Origin of the sequence: Pseudomonas granadensis (genome assembly GCF_900105485.1) — a bacterium.
Classification (GTDB): domain Bacteria; phylum Pseudomonadota; class Gammaproteobacteria; order Pseudomonadales; family Pseudomonadaceae; genus Aquipseudomonas; species Aquipseudomonas granadensis.
The window spans coordinates 462,029-480,226 of record NZ_LT629778.1 but is presented as its reverse complement, the minus strand read 5'-3'; the positions used below and the strand labels follow the sequence as shown (position 1 = coordinate 480,226).

Below are 18,198 nucleotides of genomic sequence, written 5' to 3'. Positions count from 1 at the left end.
AGACTTCAATCCTGAAAGATGCCGTTTTCCTCCAGTTCCAGCATCAATCCGCTCAACCGCTTGACCTTGCGCTGCACCGCCTCCTCGAACACGCCGGCTCGGGATTCGATCAAGGTGAACCAGTGCTTGGCTCGGGTGATGCCGGTGTAGACAAGTTCTTTGGTCAGCACTGGATTCAAGGCATCGGGCAGGATCAGCGCGGTGTGGGCAAACTCCGAGCCCTGGGATTTATGCACGGTCATCGCGTAGACGGTTTCGACATCGTTGAGCCGGCTGGGCAATACGAAACGCACGCCGCCCTGGCCGTCGTTGCGCGGGAAGGCCACGCGCAACACAGGCTTGCCGGCGTCAGCTCCTCCGCCCTCGGGCAGCTTGAGGGCGATACCGATATCGCCATTCATCAGACCCAGACCGTAATCGTTGCGCGTCATCAATACCGGACGGCCTTCGTACCACTGCTGATCGTTTTCGATCAGGCGTGCCTTGAGCAATGCCGCGGTAATCCGCTGATTCAGACCTTCGACACCCCACGGTCCTTTACGCACGGCACACAGCAGCTGAAACGTATCGAACGCCTGCAAAACATCCCGCGCCCAGACGATCCAGTCCGGGTGCTCAAGCGGCCTGCCCGGCGGTGGACGCTTGTCGCGCAGCACATTCAGGTAATGGCGGTAACCTTGCGGACCGTCGCCGTGGCCCTCCAGCAACAGTCGTTCCAGCGTGTGGTCGTGTTCGCCCTTGAGCGCCAACGAATATACATCGGCGTAGTCACCGGCCACGAGCAACTGTCGCGCCTGCTCCGGCAACTGTTGGTTGACCCGCCGGGCGAGCTGACCGATGCCGCTGCTTTCGCCGAAGCGCCGGGAGTGACGCAGCATCACCACTTGCTGAGCAAGGGGGTGAGAACCGTCGACGTCCTCATGCAAACCACTGTCTTGTAGCGTCTCGCCACTGACAGTCTCCAACCACTGTCGAGTTTGTAGGCTATACCAACCACCCTCGGCGTCGCGGCACAGATCGCCCAGCACCGCACCCGCCTCCACCGATGCCAGTTGGTCCTTGTCGCCGAGCAGAATCAGTCGCGCATGGGCCGGCAGGGCATCGAGCAGATTGGCCATCATTTCCAGGTCGATCATTGAGGCTTCGTCGACTACCAGCACATCCAGTGGCAAGCGATTGCCGGCATGGTGGCGGAAGTGGCGAGTGCCCGGACGACTGCCAAGCAAGCGGTGCACGGTGGTCACGTCGCAAGGGATTTTCGCGCGGACCTCTTCGCTGACTTTCAGCGATTGCACTTGCTGACTGATCGACTCGGTCAACCGCGCCGCCGCCTTGCCGGTCGGCGCCGCGAGACGAATGCGCAACGGCTGACCGGCCTCCACGGCTGGCGCTTGCAGCAAGGCCAGCAAACGCACCACCGTGGTCGTTTTGCCGGTACCTGGCCCGCCGGTAACGATACTGAAAGCGCCGCGCGTGGCGAGGGCACAGGCGAGCTTCTGCCAGTCGATCACTTCGCCAGGCCCGCCCGACTCGAACAACCCGTTCAAGCGCTGCGGCAAGTCAGCAGGCGTCGGCTCGACCTGCTCCAGGCGCTGGCGCAACGCCGTATCGATGCGCCGCTCGTACGCCCAGTATCGACGCAGGTACAGGCGCTTGCCGGATAACACCAGCGGACGCTGCTGCGCTGCATCACTGGGATCCGCCGCCAATGCCACCAACGAACTGCTCGCCAGCACCTTGCACCAGTGCGCACCCTCCAGCGCGTCGAGCAGTTGCGAAGGCAGCAACAACACACCGCCTTGCACATCACCCTCCGGTGGCAGCGATAACGCGAAATCGGGCGCCTTCAGGGTTTCGAACAGATCAAGGCAGACGTGACCGTGGCCGAGTTGATGGCTGGTCAGTGCCGCCGCGAGCAACACCAACGGATCGGTGTCTGGCTCCAGTTCATGAAGGAAGGCTACGAATGCCTTGTCCAGCGCACGCAGCCAACCGCGCTCGACCCAGCGCGTGAGCAACAGCAACAGATCATCGGCACGGCTCAGCGGCGCGAGCTTCGACAGACTGTCGGCTGCCAGCGGCGTGGGAAGCAAATCGGCAAAGGTGCGACTCATAGCAGGACTCCCTGTTCCCAGGCGGGTTCGGTCTTGGGTTCGGGTTTGCCTTGAAACATTCGGTCCAGGCGCTCGATCAGTTCGCGTGGCGGACGAGCGAAGTAAACGCCGCGACTGTCGGCGCGTGTGCCACGCAGGAACAGATACAACGCACCGCCGACGTGTCGGTCGTAGTCGTAATCCGCCAGCCGCGCCTTGAGCTGTCGATGCAAGGCCAGCAGGTACAATACGTATTGCAGGTCATAGCGGTTGTCGAGAATCGATTGCTCCATGGCTGCTTCGGTGTACGCCTGATCATCCAGGCCGAGCCAGTTGGACTTGTAGTCAGCCACGTAATAACGCCCGTCGTGTTCGAACGTCAGGTCGATAAAGCCCTTGAACATGCCGTTGAGTTGCACCGGTTCTGCCGCGACCCGGGCGGCGCCCTGGTGAGTATGCTGACGCACCAGTTCATCGAGTTTGAGCACATCGACTTTATGGCTGGCGAACCAGAACTCCATCTCGACGCGAAACTGTTTCAGCTCCTCCAGCACCACGGGCGGTTGCCCGGCCGCAACAGGAAGCGGCAGCTTGAGCAAATGCTGCAGCCAGTCACTGAGCGTGGTAATCCAGCCCTCCCAGCCACGCAGATTGCAGCGCCGCGCGATCGCATCTTCCAGGGCCTCACGGGAAACGGCAAAACCTTCTTCGCCGGCCCACTCAAGTAACCCGTGGAGGAACGTGCCCGGATTGGGGCCGCGAGGAAAACGATGGATATCGGCGCCACCGGCAATCATCTCGCGCGGCGCATCCGGATCGAGGCGCTCGTCATCGAACAGCTTTTGCGCTTGCGGACTGTCCGGCGCCTCATCGCTGCCGACGCTCAACACGTCGCTGATTCGCAATGCACTGTAAGAAGCGATCCACCAGTTTTCGCTGGCCTTGCGCTTGGGCACACGGATGGCACTGAGTACCGCCTCATTGCGTGGCGGATGGTAATGCTCGTCGGTGGGTTGCGGCATCTCCAGGATGCTGATTGCCGCGCAGTCCTGTTGCAGATCTTCCAGCCAACGCTTGAGTTCGCCGGATTCACTCAATGCAGCACCACCGCCGAGCAAGTAGCCCAATGCGGAAAGATGCAGCACCGAGCTGTTGTTATTGCCGCGTTTGAGATCCGTCACGCCCAGCCAGCAGGCATGCTGCGCGCGCGTCAGAGCGACATAGAGCAAACGCAGATCTTCAGCGAGGCGCTCATCATCCGCTTGCGCAATCAGCTCGGCGGTTGGCTTGAGGCTAACCCGGGCCTTGCCTTCGGCATCGTGGTAATGCAGCGGCAAGCGACTGCCATCCACAGGCTTCGCCGAGCAGATGAACGGCAGAAACACCAAGGGATATTCCAGGCCCTTGGATTTGTGAATGGTCACGACCTTGACCAATTGCTCATCGCTTTCCAGGCGCAGGATCTGTTCTTCACCCGCCTGCCCGGACAGCATCAGCAACTCGGCCAGATGACGGATCAGCGCTTGTTCGCCGTCCAGTTCCGCAGCGGCTTGCTGCATCAGCTCGGATAGATGTAGCAGGTTAGTCAGCACGCGTTCGCCATCACTGCGTTTCATCAGAGTTTGCGGCAAGTGGAAATCGTGCAGCAGGCGCCGCAACATCGGCAGCACGCCTTGCTTGCGCCACAGTTCGCGATAGCCACGAAACTGCATGACGCGGGTTTCCCAGAACAACTCATTCTGGTTCAGCCGTTCGAGCTCGGCCAAGGGCAGGTTCAGCGTGACACAGGCCAGTGCGGCTTTGAGCAAGCGCTCAACATCCGGTTCGGCACAGGCCTTGAGCCAAGCCAACAGGTCGTGGGCTTCTTGCGCTGCGAATACCGAATCCTTGTCCGACAGATACACGCTGCGCACGCCACGGTCGGCCAGCTCACTGCGCACAGCTTGAGCTTCCTTGCCATCGCGAACCAGAATCGCAATGTCGGACGGCCGTAAACCTCTGAAGCCTTTGCCATCCTGAATGAATCCCGCGCGAGCACTCTGCCCGCCATTGAGCAGCGCAGTGATTTCGCTGGCGCACGCTGCCGCTAATTGCTGACGATAAACCAGGCCCGACAAGGGCTGGTCGGAAGACAACTGCCAGACATTCAAGGCTGCAATTTCTCGCCCGTCGATCTGCAGGTGTTCCTTGCGCCCCTGAGACTCAACGGGGAGGAATGGCACCGGATTGTTGCCGGTTTTCTCGCGAAACAAAAACGCACCGCGCCCCTGCTCGCGAGATTCGGCGCGTGCAAAGACATGATTGACCGCCTCGACCATGCCATGGCTGGAGCGGAAGTTGGTACCCAGCGTATGCAGTCGGCCAGTGGTGGCCTGACGCGCGCGCAGATAGGTGTAGATATCCGCCCCGCGAAAGGCGTAGATCGCCTGTTTCGGATCGCCGATCAGAAACAGGCCGGTTTCGGCGCTGTTCTCTTCGATGCGATAGATGCTCTCGAAGATCCGGTACTGCACCGGATCGGTGTCCTGAAACTCGTCGATGAGCGCGACCGGGAATTGCTCACGGATCAATGTCGCCAGTCGTTCGCCACCGTCGGACTGCAATGCGGCATCGAGGCGCAAGAGCATGTCGTCAAAGCCCATTTCGGCGCGACGACGCTTCTCTTCTTCGAAACGTGTGCCGACCCATTGGGCGGCGTGTTGCAGAACCGCAGCATCGGGCGTTGGCAGCGCATCGAGGCTCGCCTTGAGAGCCGACATGGCATCCAGACCCGGGTGCGATGGCGGCGGCCCCTTCCAGGCTTCGGCCATACCGTCAGGCGTCAGACGCGAGAATCCGGTGCCGATGTCCAGTTGTTCCAGGGACTCGTCTTCAGCCCATGCCTTGAGCTTTTCGAACCACGGTTCGAAATAGCGTGCCTGCATCTTGCGACCGTCGACCGTTTTGCCGGCCACGCCTTGATGGCAGATGGCGAGCAACTCGTCTGCCCACAGGCGCCAGGGCATTTTCAGCTCAAGCAACGCCGCGCGGCGCTCTTGCAGACATTCATCGATCAGTTCGGCGGGAGCCCTGGTTTCATCATTGTCGCGTTCGCTGGCAAACAGACCGCGCACCCGTGGCAACAATGCCGCAGGCCCGCCCCAGTTGTTGCGAACCCAATTCAAGGCATCGCCCTGCATTGGATAACAGAACAGACGCCAATAATCGCGCAGCACTTCGCCAAGCAAGTCACTGTGATCGGTTTCCAGCGACTGGGTGAACAAGCTGCCGCTGTCGAACGCGTGCTCACGCAACATGCGCTGACACCAACTGTGGATAGTCGAAACGGCGGCCTCATCCATCCACTGCGCGGCGACATCGAGGCGGTTAGCACAGCCTGGCCATTGCCGGGGTTCGTATTGATCGCGCAATTCGGCGATCAGTGCGTCAGGCGCCGGCGTCTCGTCGCGGAAAAATCGAGCCGCCTCTGCCAGACGCGTGCGTATCCGCTCACGCAGTTCCTTGGTCGCGGCATCGGTGAATGTCACTACGAGTATTTGTGGCGGCAGCAACTCACGACCGAATCCGCTCGACTCGTCACCGTGCCCGAGGATCAGTCGCAGATAGAGGGCGGAAATGGTAAAGGTTTTGCCAGTACCGGCGCTGGCTTCGATCAACTGGCTGCCATGTAACGGAAATGCCAGCGCGAGGGGGGCTCTGGTACTCATGTGCGTCCCCCCTCGTTGGACAGCGAACGCCATGGCGCTTCGAAAAGCGGACGGTACAAGGCATCGCACCAGCCGGAAAATGTTTCGTCGGCCAGCAGTGACTGGAAGTCAGCGAACTGCCTTAGCAATGCGGGACTCTCGCGGCGCTCACCGTCAGTGGTCTGCCCGTCACCTTCATACGCCTTGCAAGCGGCAGCTTCGGCTTTCAACGGGTCGGACTGAGACAGCCACGCGAACGCGGTTTTCACCGCTATCGGTAGCGGTTGGCGCATGCCCGCCTGCCAGGCGAGGAGCAGATCGCCAAGAAAACGCGTCGCCCGTGCAGGCTCCAGCGGTTCAAGCAGCAGCGAGTCATCGCTGGCCACCAAAGCGGTCGTCAGCGAAAGGCCACTGGCGCACGCGACGAGATGGTTGATCCAAGGCTTGGTCAGACGATGCCATTTACGGTTTTTGATCGAGCCGATGCTGTTGGGAATGGTCGTGACGGACAACAGACCGCCGTCGGCGCGCTGATGCAAACCGGCGAGCCAGCCTTCCAGACGCAGACCCTGCAGCTCCAGATTGATTGGCAAGGCACTGGTCAGCGGAACAGGCCAGAGCGACAGCAATTGTTGATAGCGCTTGAGCAGATCCGGCAACGGCTCGATCAATTCCCGCTGCAGGCATTCGCCGAATCCTGCCATTGGCAACAGACCGCTGTTTTGCAGGCGACGGGCCTGTGCGTCGAGCGCTTGATCGATATTTTCCGGTTGCCTCAGCGCCGCTTCGAGCAGGCTCTCGCTGAGCGTATATCGCTGTAACGCGTCCAGCACGAAGGGTTCTTCGTCCGCCAGTGGTGCTTCAGCAGCCTCGAAATACACCTTAAGTCGCTGGGTGAAGAAATGTCGAACCGGGTTGCGTAAAAAGTCCTGCAACAAAGCCAGGGTCAACGGTTCTTCTTGTACATAAGGGGCAAGCAACTCGACACCGGTCTGAGGCTGGTGCTCTTGATGCAACACCTGCCACTCGCGGGCATAACTGAACAGTTGATCACCTTCATGAAAATAGCGCGCGCTGAACGGCTGCAGCGGATGTTCCTCGCTCATGGCATCCAGCAAGTCGCTTTTCTCATCGAGCAATCGCCAACCGCTCGCGAGATGATCGCGTAACTGACCGATAAGCACAGATGCCGGCCGCTCGCTGTTGTCGCGAATGCTGCGGCCCACCCAACTGATGTAGAGCTGATTGCGCGCGGACAGAAGCGCTTCCAGCAAAAGATAGCGGTCGTCTTCACGCCGTGATCGATCGCCCGGGCGATAATCGCTGCCCATCAGGTCGAAGTCCAGCGGAGGCTGCGCGCGAGGATAGTCGCCATCGTTCATGCCCAGCAGGCAGACCAGTTTGAAAGGAATGGCGCGCATGGGCATCAGCGTACAGAAATTCACCGAACCGGCGAGGAAACGCTGAGACAGTCGCCCCTGATCCAGCCCGGCGAGCCAGGCCTCGCGGACCACGGTGAGCGGCAGCTCATCTGTGAGATTCACCGCTTCGCAAGTCTCCAGCCAGGTTTCGCGAAGCTCCTCAAGTTGCGTCAGCAAGTAGTCGTCATGCTCATTGCTCGCTTTGAAAAACAGCTGCATCAGCGCTTGCAAGCGATACCCCCACTCGGCGGGTTTTGCCGGTTGAGTGAGCTGCTGGCGGGCCAATTCCAACGCATCGAGCAAGGCCACCAGAGGGCCAATCAGTGCAGCATCCAGGCCACCGATCTCATCGTAGGGTTCGATACCTTCACAGGCGCTCGCGCTGCCGACGGCGTATCCCAGCAACATCCGACGCAGGCCGAAATGCCAGCTGTTCTGTTCTAGCTCGTCGGGCAAACCAAGGCCAGCTCGCTGCTCTGCGTTCATCCCCCAGCGTACGCCCGCACCTTCAATCCAACGATGCAATGTTGGCAGGTCGCGCTCCTCAACTCCGAAGCGTGCACGTAATGCAGGAACGTCGAGCAGGTCGAGGATCTCACTGGCCGGAAAACGGCTGTCGGGGAGCTTGAGCAGATGCTCGACCGCAATCAGCAGCGGATCGCGACCGCGTTGCCCCTGATCCGCCAATGTAAATGGAATGAAGCGCGGATCATGACGGTCGAGTTGACCAAACACCGCACGGATATGCGGCGCATAACTGTCGATGTCCGGCACCATCACGATCACATCGCGTGGACGCAACTGCGGGTCGGCACTGAAACGTGCCAGTAGCTGGTCATGCAGAATTTCGACTTCGCGCTGCGCGCTGTGGGCAATGTGAAAACGGATCGACCCGTCCTGTGCCAGATCGACAGCAGGCCAGTGCTCGCGAGTTTCATTGAGCGGACGTAACTCAAGAATGTCGTCTTGAAGCTGGTTGAGCATATTATGCGGCTGGGTCTCGCTGAACAGGTCGATGCGCCCGTCACGAAAGGCTGCCCGGTAACTGTTTGGGTCGTCATAACTATCGAGCAAATTTATATAGTCTCGGCCTTGTTTACCCCATGCGGCCAGTAGCGGGTGCGCATGTTGATGCAGGGTTTCAGCGTCCAGCACGACCGGCATGCCGCTCTTGCGCGATTGCCGCTTGTACTGGTGACGGAGCAAATCCTTGTCGGCGACGATATCGGCCCAGTGATGACGACACGGGTTGTGCACGCAGAGCAACACCTGACTGAAACGCGCCAGTCCGGCCAGCGCCTCAAGGACTTGTGCGGGGAGTGAGGAAATCCCGAAAACGATCACTCGTGGAGGTAGCCCACTGGGTGCCGTTTCTAGACTATTGATGCGTTCGATGAACCGCTGATGCACACCGGCCCGGCTTTGCGCCATGCCCTTTTCGCCTACATCGTCCAGCAGCGCCCGCCATAATTCAGCTTGCCAGCAACTGGTGGCGGGGAGCGCTTTTACCTCGCCCCGGACATTGCGCAACTGGTGGCGACCCTCTGCCCAGTCCTCAAGCCAGTCAGCCCGATATACTTGATATTGGTCGAAGAGATCCGCCAGTCGCTCGGACAGTTGGTAGCGCTTGCGCAAGTCCGTGTCGTGAGTCAGAAAACGTTGCAGCGGTTCGAAATGCGGGCGGTCGATCAGCTGCGGCAACAAGCGCATCAGGCGCCAGGTCAGCGGCGCTTTATCGAGCAGGGATTTGGGCGGGATTTCATCGCGACCCAATACCAGACGGTATAGCTGCCACATGAAACTGCCCGGCAATTGCACATCGATCGCTGCGGCGATACCGCAGCCGCCCAGGTCGTCTTCCTGCGGGTCTTCTGCCAGAGCCAACTTGAGCCACTGCGCGATGCCGTTGCTTTGTACCAGCGCAATCTCGTTCTCCAGGGGCGCCAGTGGGTAGCGCCGCATGATGCTGATCACAAGGCTGCGCAGCTCGTCCAGGCTGTTGCTCTGAACCACCATGAATGCAGCGTTGAGGGACTGGGCGTCCGGCATAAAGGCTTCCTTGGAGAGTACAAAAGCTAAGGCAGAACCTTAGCATTGTCGGCAGGTTGTGACAGCGGGGCGGTGTCGGCGAATGCTGTAGGAAATTTCTCGCAGGCAAAACAAAACCCCAACTGCTTTCGCAATTGGGGTTTCGGAATTTAATCTTGACGATGACCTACTCTCACATGGGGAAACCCCACACTACCATCGGCGATGCATCGTTTCACTGCTGAGTTCGGGATGGGATCAGGTGGTTCCAACGCTCTATGGTCGTCAAGAAATTCGGGTACTGACTCGTGACCAGATGGCCTCGCTTCAGCAAATTGGGTATGTGACAGCTTTCGGTGTTTGTGCGTTTCGAACTTTCGGTTCGTTTCGTCTTCACACACCGCAATCTGGTCTCTTCGACTCAAATTGCTTGGGTGTTATATGGTCAAGCCTCACGGGCAATTAGTATTGGTTAGCTCAACGCCTCACAGCGCTTACACACCCAACCTATCAACGTCGTAGTCTTCGACGGCCCTTCAGGGAACTCAAGGTTCCAGTGAGATCTCATCTTGAGGCAAGTTTCCCGCTTAGATGCTTTCAGCGGTTATCTTTCCCGAACATAGCTACCCGGCAATGCCACTGGCGTGACAACCGGAACACCAGAGGTTCGTCCACTCCGGTCCTCTCGTACTAGGAGCAGCCCCTCTCAAATCTCAAACGTCCACGGCAGATAGGGACCGAACTGTCTCACGACGTTCTAAACCCAGCTCGCGTACCACTTTAAATGGCGAACAGCCATACCCTTGGGACCGGCTTCAGCCCCAGGATGTGATGAGCCGACATCGAGGTGCCAAACACCGCCGTCGATATGAACTCTTGGGCGGTATCAGCCTGTTATCCCCGGAGTACCTTTTATCCGTTGAGCGATGGCCCTTCCATACAGAACCACCGGATCACTAAGACCTACTTTCGTACCTGCTCGACGTGTCTGTCTCGCAGTCAAGCGCGCTTTTGCCTTTATACTCTACGACCGATTTCCGACCGGTCTGAGCGCACCTTCGTACTCCTCCGTTACTCTTTAGGAGGAGACCGCCCCAGTCAAACTACCCACCATACACTGTCCTCGATCCGGATAACGGACCTGAGTTAGAACCTCAAAGTTGCCAGGGTGGTATTTCAAGGATGGCTCCACGCGAACTGGCGTCCACGCTTCAAAGCCTCCCACCTATCCTACACAAGCAAATTCAAAGTCCAGTGCAAAGCTATAGTAAAGGTTCACGGGGTCTTTCCGTCTAGCCGCGGATACACTGCATCTTCACAGCGATTTCAATTTCACTGAGTCTCGGGTGGAGACAGCGCCGCCATCGTTACGCCATTCGTGCAGGTCGGAACTTACCCGACAAGGAATTTCGCTACCTTAGGACCGTTATAGTTACGGCCGCCGTTTACCGGGGCTTCGATCAAGAGCTTCGCGTTAGCTAACCCCATCAATTAACCTTCCGGCACCGGGCAGGCGTCACACCCTATACGTCCACTTTCGTGTTTGCAGAGTGCTGTGTTTTTAATAAACAGTCGCAGCGGCCTGGTATCTTCGACCGGCATGAGCTTACGGAGCAAGTCCTTCACCCTCACCGGCGCACCTTCTCCCGAAGTTACGGTGCCATTTTGCCTAGTTCCTTCACCCGAGTTCTCTCAAGCGCCTTGGTATTCTCTACCCAACCACCTGTGTCGGTTTGGGGTACGGTTCCTGGTTACCTGAAGCTTAGAAGCTTTTCTTGGAAGCATGGCATCAACCACTTCGTCACCCAAAGGGTAACTCGTCATCAGCTCTCGGCCTTAAGATCCCGGATTTACCTAAGATCTCAGCCTACCACCTTAAACTTGGACAACCAACGCCAAGCTGGCCTAGCCTTCTCCGTCCCTCCATCGCAATAACCAGAAGTACAGGAATATTAACCTGTTTTCCATCGACTACGCTTTTCAGCCTCGCCTTAGGGACCGACTAACCCTGCGTCGATTAACGTTGCGCAGGAAACCTTGGTCTTTCGGCGTGGGTGTTTTTCACACCCATTGTCGTTACTCATGTCAGCATTCGCACTTCTGATACCTCCAGCAAGCTTCTCAACTCACCTTCACAGGCTTACAGAACGCTCCTCTACCGCATCATCCTAAGATGATACCCGTAGCTTCGGTGTATGGTTTGAGCCCCGTTACATCTTCCGCGCAGGCCGACTCGACTAGTGAGCTATTACGCTTTCTTTAAAGGGTGGCTGCTTCTAAGCCAACCTCCTAGCTGTCTAAGCCTTCCCACATCGTTTCCCACTTAACCATAACTTTGGGACCTTAGCTGACGGTCTGGGTTGTTTCCCTTTTCACGACGGACGTTAGCACCCGCCGTGTGTCTCCCATGCTCGGCACTTGTAGGTATTCGGAGTTTGCATCGGTTTGGTAAGTCGGGATGACCCCCTAGCCGAAACAGTGCTCTACCCCCTACAGTGATACATGAGGCGCTACCTAAATAGCTTTCGAGGAGAACCAGCTATCTCCGAGCTTGATTAGCCTTTCACTCCGATCCACAGGTCATCCGCTAACTTTTCAACGGTAGTCGGTTCGGTCCTCCAGTCAGTGTTACCTAACCTTCAACCTGCCCATGGATAGATCGCCCGGTTTCGGGTCTATTCCCAGCGACTAGACGCCCTATTAAGACTCGCTTTCGCTACGCCTCCCCTATTCGGTTAAGCTCGCCACTGAAAATAAGTCGCTGACCCATTATACAAAAGGTACGCAGTCACCCAACAAAGTGGGCTCCCACTGCTTGTACGCATACGGTTTCAGGATCTATTTCACTCCCCTCTCCGGGGTTCTTTTCGCCTTTCCCTCACGGTACTAGTTCACTATCGGTCAGTCAGTAGTATTTAGCCTTGGAGGATGGTCCCCCCATATTCAGACAAAGTTTCTCGTGCTCCGTCCTACTCGATTTCATGACTAAGAGATTTTCGCGTACAGGGCTATCACCCACTATGGCCGCACTTTCCAGAGCGTTCCGCTAATCTCAAAGCCACTTAAGGGCTAGTCCCCGTTCGCTCGCCACTACTAAGGGAATCTCGGTTGATTTCTTTTCCTCAGGGTACTTAGATGTTTCAGTTCCCCTGGTTCGCCTCTTGCACCTATGTATTCAGTACAAGATAACCATCTTGTGATGGCTGGGTTCCCCCATTCAGACATCTCCGGATCAAAGTCTGTTTGCCGACTCCCCGAAGCTTTTCGCAGGCTACCACGTCTTTCATCGCCTCTGACTGCCAAGGCATCCACCGTATGCGCTTCTTCACTTGACCATATAACCCCAAGCAATCTGGTTATACTGTGAAGACGACATTCGCCGAAAATTCGAATTTCTCAATTAAGAGAACTCACAAATTTTACCTTAGCCTGATCCGTTACCAGTGAAAGTAACGTTCAGTCTATCTTTCTATCACATACCCAAATTTTTAAAGAACGATCTAATCAAAAGACTAGAAATCAATATTCTCTCGGAATATTCATTTCTAAGCTTTCAGAAGCAGTTTATATGGTGGAGCCAAGCGGGATCGAACCGCTGACCTCCTGCGTGCAAGGCAGGCGCTCTCCCAGCTGAGCTATGGCCCCATAACAAAATTGGTGGGTCTGGGCAGATTCGAACTGCCGACCTCACCCTTATCAGGGGTGCGCTCTAACCAACTGAGCTACAGACCCAATTTCGAGCGCGTAACTGTTAGCCTGGAGCTATCAGCTTGGAGCTTAAAGCTGCTTCTATCGTCTTCTTCAATGAATCAAGCAATTCGTGTGGGAGCTCATGGAGCAGCTGATGTCGTCGATTAAGGAGGTGATCCAGCCGCAGGTTCCCCTACGGCTACCTTGTTACGACTTCACCCCAGTCATGAATCACACCGTGGTAACCGTCCCCCCGAAGGTTAGACTAGCTACTTCTGGTGCAACCCACTCCCATGGTGTGACGGGCGGTGTGTACAAGGCCCGGGAACGTATTCACCGTGACATTCTGATTCACGATTACTAGCGATTCCGACTTCACGCAGTCGAGTTGCAGACTGCGATCCGGACTACGATCGGTTTTATGGGATTAGCTCCACCTCGCGGCTTGGCAACCCTTTGTACCGACCATTGTAGCACGTGTGTAGCCCAGGCCGTAAGGGCCATGATGACTTGACGTCATCCCCACCTTCCTCCGGTTTGTCACCGGCAGTCTCCTTAGAGTGCCCACCATAACGTGCTGGTAACTAAGGACAAGGGTTGCGCTCGTTACGGGACTTAACCCAACATCTCACGACACGAGCTGACGACAGCCATGCAGCACCTGTCTCAATGTTCCCGAAGGCACCAATCCATCTCTGGAAAGTTCATTGGATGTCAAGGCCTGGTAAGGTTCTTCGCGTTGCTTCGAATTAAACCACATGCTCCACCGCTTGTGCGGGCCCCCGTCAATTCATTTGAGTTTTAACCTTGCGGCCGTACTCCCCAGGCGGTCAACTTAATGCGTTAGCTGCGCCACTAAGAGCTCAAGGCTCCCAACGGCTAGTTGACATCGTTTACGGCGTGGACTACCAGGGTATCTAATCCTGTTTGCTCCCCACGCTTTCGCACCTCAGTGTCAGTATCAGTCCAGGTGGTCGCCTTCGCCACTGGTGTTCCTTCCTATATCTACGCATTTCACCGCTACACAGGAAATTCCACCACCCTCTACCATACTCTAGCTCGACAGTTTTGAATGCAGTTCCCAGGTTGAGCCCGGGGATTTCACATCCAACTTAACGAACCACCTACGCGCGCTTTACGCCCAGTAATTCCGATTAACGCTTGCACCCTCTGTATTACCGCGGCTGCTGGCACAGAGTTAGCCGGTGCTTATTCTGTCGGTAACGTCAAAATTGCAGAGTATTAATCTACAACCCTTCCTCCCAACTTAAAGTGCTTTACAATCCGAAGACCTTCTTCACACACGCGGCATGGCTGGATCAGGCTTTCGCCCATTGTCCAATATTCCCCACTGCTGCCTCCCGTAGGAGTCTGGACCGTGTCTCAGTTCCAGTGTGACTGATCATCCTCTCAGACCAGTTACGGATCGTCGCCTTGGTGAGCCATTACCTCACCAACTAGCTAATCCGACCTAGGCTCATCTGATAGCGCAAGGCCCGAAGGTCCCCTGCTTTCTCCCGTAGGACGTATGCGGTATTAGCGTTCCTTTCGAAACGTTGTCCCCCACTACCAGGCAGATTCCTAGGCATTACTCACCCGTCCGCCGCTGAATCCAGGAGCAAGCTCCTTTCATCCGCTCGACTTGCATGTGTTAGGCCTGCCGCCAGCGTTCAATCTGAGCCATGATCAAACTCTTCAGTTCAAACATCTTTGGGTTTTTAAGAAACCCTAAACTTGGCTCAGCAATCGTTGGTTACATCTTTGATTTCTCGCGGAGTAACTTGTGATGCTGATAATCTTGTTGACTATCAGTCTGACTCCACAAGCACCCACACGAATTGCTTGATTCAGTTGTTAAAGAGCGGTTGGTTAAGATCTTTCGTCTCAACCGAGGCGCGCATTCTACAGCAGCCTCATTTGCTGTCAAGTGATTATTTTCAGAAGCTTTCGAAAATTTCTTCAACAACTTCAACCACTTGCGCTTCCGATCTCTCGTCAGCGGGAGGCGAATTCTACAGCGTTACACGCTGCTGTCAACACCTCTTTTTCAACTTCCTTTCGGGCTTCGATGAACTGAAGCAACCTGCTATCGAAACCTACTTAACTCATTGAATCTCAAGGAGTTTTCCGTTTCGACTGCGCCGGAAGTGGGGCGAATTATAGACATCTGAAATTCGCCGTCAACCTCTATTTTCATAAATCTGTCATATCAGTCAAAAAAGCCCATAAACACAAAGGCCGACCTCAACGTGGTCGGCCTTCTGTGCTTCCGCCCCGCTACTTACAAGCTAGGGAAAGCGAACTGCGAAGCTTCATGACTGGCACGCTGCGGCCAGCGCTGGGTAATCGCCTTGCGCCGCGTGTAGAAGCGCACGCCATCAGGACCGTAAGCGTGCAAGTCGCCGAACAGCGAACGCTTCCAGCCGCCGAAGCTGTGATAAGCCACTGGCACCGGCAGCGGTACATTGACGCCGACCATGCCGACTTCGATCTCGTCACAGAACAGACGTGCAGCTTCGCCATCACGGGTGAAGATGCAGGTGCCGTTGCCGTATTCGTGATCGTTGATCAGTTGCATGGCCTCTTCCAGGCTGTTCACCCGAACCACGCAAAGGACCGGCCCGAAGATCTCTTCTTTATAGATGCGCATCTCTGGCGTGACGTTGTCGAACAGGCAGCCACCGAGGAAGAAGCCGTCTTCGTAACCGGCCACACGCAGACCACGACCATCAACCACCAACGTCGCGCCCGCCGCAACGCCGTCATCGACATAACCGCTGACCTTGTCTCGCGCCTGACCAGTCACCAGCGGCCCCATATCCAGGCCACAGGAAGTGCCAGCACCGATTTTCAGCGCCTTGATCTGCGGCACCAGTTTGGCCACCAACGCATCCGCCACCTGATCACCGACACACACGGCAACGGAGATCGCCATGCAGCGCTCGCCGCAAGAACCGTACGCTGCGCCCATCAATGCACTGACCGCGTTATCCAGGTCAGCATCCGGCATCAGCACCGCGTGGTTCTTCGCGCCGCCGAGTGCCTGGACGCGTTTGCCGCGCCTGGTGCCTTCGGCGTAGATGTATTCGGCAATCGGCGTCGAGCCGACAAAACTCAGCGCCTTGATTTCCGGCGCTTCGATCAACGCGTCCACCGCTGTCTTGTCACCGTGGACCACGCTCATCACGCCTTTCGGCAGACCAGCTTCCAGCAGCAGTTGAGCGATCAGCAGCGTCGAGCTTGGATCGCGCTCCGACGGCTTGAGGATGAAGCAGTTGCCGCAGACGATTGCCAGTGGATACATCCACAGCGGCACCATGGCCGGGAAGTTGAACGGAGTGATCCCGGCCACGATGCCCAGGGGCTGGAAGTCCGACCAGGCGTCGATGTTCGGGCCGACGTTGCGGCTGTATTCACCCTTGAGGATTTCCGGGGCGGCGCAGGCGAACTCGACGTTCTCGATGCCGCGCTTCAGCTCACCGGCCGCGTCTTCCAGGGTCTTGCCGTGTTCTTCGCTGATCAATTGTGAGATGCGCGCTTCGTTCTGCTCCAGCAGTTGCTTGAAGCGGAACATCACCTGCGCACGTTTGGCCGGTGGCGTATTGCGCCACGCCGGGAATGCAGCCTTGGCGGCATCGATGGCTTTCTGGATGGTGGCCTGGCTGGCCAGTGGCAGTTTGTGAATGGCCTGGCCGGTAGACGGGTTGAACACATCCACTGCGCGACCGTTCTCGGTCACCAGTTCGCCATTGATCAAATGCGGAATAACGCTCATCGAACACTCCTGAATTCTGGTGCGCAAACGCCCACAAGGAGCGCCTGCCATTTGTGCATCTATATAGAAGGAAAAATCAGTCGAGCTTGTTCAGCACTTCGCCGACCGCGTCGAACAGACGGTCAAGGTCTTGCGGCTTGCTGTTGAAGGTTGGACCGAACTGTAGGGTGTCGCCGCCGAAGCGCACATAGAACCCGGCCTTCCACAGGGCCATGCCTGCTTCGAATGGACGCACGATGGCGTCGCCGTCGCGACCGGCAATCTGGATCGCGCCGGCCAGACCGTAGTTACGAATGTCGATGACGTTCTTCGCCCCTTTCAAACCGTGCAGCGCATTTTCGAAATGCGGTGCGACTTCCGCGACGCTCTGCACCAGGTTTTCCTTTTGCAGCAGATCGAGTGCGGCCAGACCAGCCGCGCAGGCCACCGGGTGCGCCGAGTAGGTGTAGCCGTGGGGGAATTCGACCGCGTATTCCGGGGTCGGCTGATTCATGAACGTCTGGTAGATCTCGGAGCTGGCAATCACCGCGCCCATTGGAATCGCGCCGTTGGTGACTTGCTTGGCGATGCACATCAGGTCCGGGGTCACGCCGAAACTGTCGGCGCCGAACATCGAACCGGTGCGACCGAAGCCGGTGATCACTTCGTCGAACACCAGCAGGATGTTGTGCTGATCGCAGATCTCGCGCAGGCGCTTGAGGTAACCCTGCGGCGGCACCAGTACACCGGCGGAACCGGCCATCGGCTCGACAAAGACTGCGGCGATGTTTGACGCATCGTGCAGTTCGATCAGCTTCAGCAGCTCGTCAGCCAACGCAATACCGCCCTGCTCCGGCATGCCACGGGAGAACGCATTGCTCGCCAGCAAAGTGTGCGGCAGGTGATCGACATCCATCATCGGCTGGCCGAACAGCTTGCGGTTGCCGTTGACGCCACCGAGGCTGGTGCCGGCGATGTTCACGCCGTGATAGCCACGGGCACGACCGATCATTTTGGTTTTTGTCGACTGGCCCTTAAGGCGCCAGTAGGCGCGGACCATTTTCACCGCGGTGTCGGCGCACTCGGAACCGGAGTCGGTGAAGAACACGTGGTTGAGATTGCCCGGGGTCAGCTCGGTGATTTTCTCCGCCAGTTGAAACGACAGCGGATGGCCGTACTGAAAGCCCGGCGAGTAATCGAGGGTGCCCAACTGTTTGGCCACCGCTTCCTGAATTTCCTTGCGGGTGTGCCCGGCGCCGCAGGTCCACAGACCGGACAGCGAATCGTAAATTTTGCGGCCCTTGTCATCGAACAGCCAACTGCCTTCGGCACCGACGATCAGCCGCGGGTCGCGTTGAAAGTTACGGTTGGCGGTGTACGGCATCCAGTGCGCGTCCAGCTTCAGTTGGCTGGCCAGTGGCGACGGCGCGTTTTCAGGCATGTTCATCGGGCAAAACCTCGCAGGGCATAAGCGGCAGGGAGATAAAAAGCGTTATTGCAGCTAAGTTGCCACGGCGATAAAGTCG

Annotated in this window: 5 protein-coding genes, 2 tRNA genes and 3 rRNA genes; all 10 read right to left on the bottom strand. The window is 57.3% G+C overall.

The features are described 5' to 3' along the window. Nucleotides 1–5: 5 nt before the first annotated feature. The gene (gene recD, locus BLU52_RS01970) at nucleotides 6–2,114 is read right to left on the bottom strand and encodes an exodeoxyribonuclease V subunit alpha (RefSeq protein WP_090281238.1); all 2,109 of its coding nucleotides are present in this window, start codon (nucleotides 2,112–2,114) and stop codon (nucleotides 6–8) included. Continuing rightward, a complete protein-coding gene (gene recB / locus BLU52_RS01965) occupies nucleotides 2,111–5,800 on the bottom strand; it encodes an exodeoxyribonuclease V subunit beta (protein WP_090281235.1) in 3,690 nt (1,229 codons plus the stop codon). Before recB ends, recD begins: the two co-directional genes overlap by 4 nt. Next, nucleotides 5,797–9,249 carry an exodeoxyribonuclease V subunit gamma gene (gene recC / locus BLU52_RS01960; protein WP_090281232.1) on the bottom strand — a complete coding sequence of 1,151 codons (3,453 nt, stop codon included), beginning with the start codon at nucleotides 9,247–9,249 and terminating at the stop codon, nucleotides 5,797–5,799. Before recC ends, recB begins: the two co-directional genes overlap by 4 nt. A 153-nt stretch (nucleotides 9,250–9,402) precedes the next feature. Further along, nucleotides 9,403–9,518, bottom strand: a 5S ribosomal RNA gene (gene rrf / locus BLU52_RS01955). 151 nt (nucleotides 9,519–9,669) lie between these two features. Further along, nucleotides 9,670–12,563 (bottom strand): 23S ribosomal RNA (locus BLU52_RS01950). A 234-nt stretch (nucleotides 12,564–12,797) separates the two neighbouring features. Next, nucleotides 12,798–12,873, bottom strand: a tRNA-Ala gene (locus tag BLU52_RS01945). A 10-nt stretch (nucleotides 12,874–12,883) separates the two neighbouring features. After that, nucleotides 12,884–12,960, bottom strand: a tRNA-Ile gene (locus BLU52_RS01940). 123 nt (nucleotides 12,961–13,083) lie between these two features. After that, nucleotides 13,084–14,620 (bottom strand): 16S ribosomal RNA (locus tag BLU52_RS01935). The 16S, 23S and 5S rRNA genes sit together here with 2 tRNA genes alongside, the layout of an rRNA operon. A 579-nt stretch (nucleotides 14,621–15,199) precedes the next feature. After that, on the bottom strand, nucleotides 15,200–16,693 hold the full coding sequence (locus tag BLU52_RS01925; protein WP_090281229.1) for a CoA-acylating methylmalonate-semialdehyde dehydrogenase: 1,494 nt from the start codon (nucleotides 16,691–16,693) through the stop codon (nucleotides 15,200–15,202). Between the two features lie 76 nt (nucleotides 16,694–16,769). After that, nucleotides 16,770–18,119 (bottom strand): aspartate aminotransferase family protein, encoded by a 1,350-nt coding sequence (locus BLU52_RS01920; protein WP_090281226.1) that lies wholly within the window; start codon nucleotides 18,117–18,119, stop codon nucleotides 16,770–16,772. Between the last annotated feature and the right edge of the window lie 79 nt (nucleotides 18,120–18,198).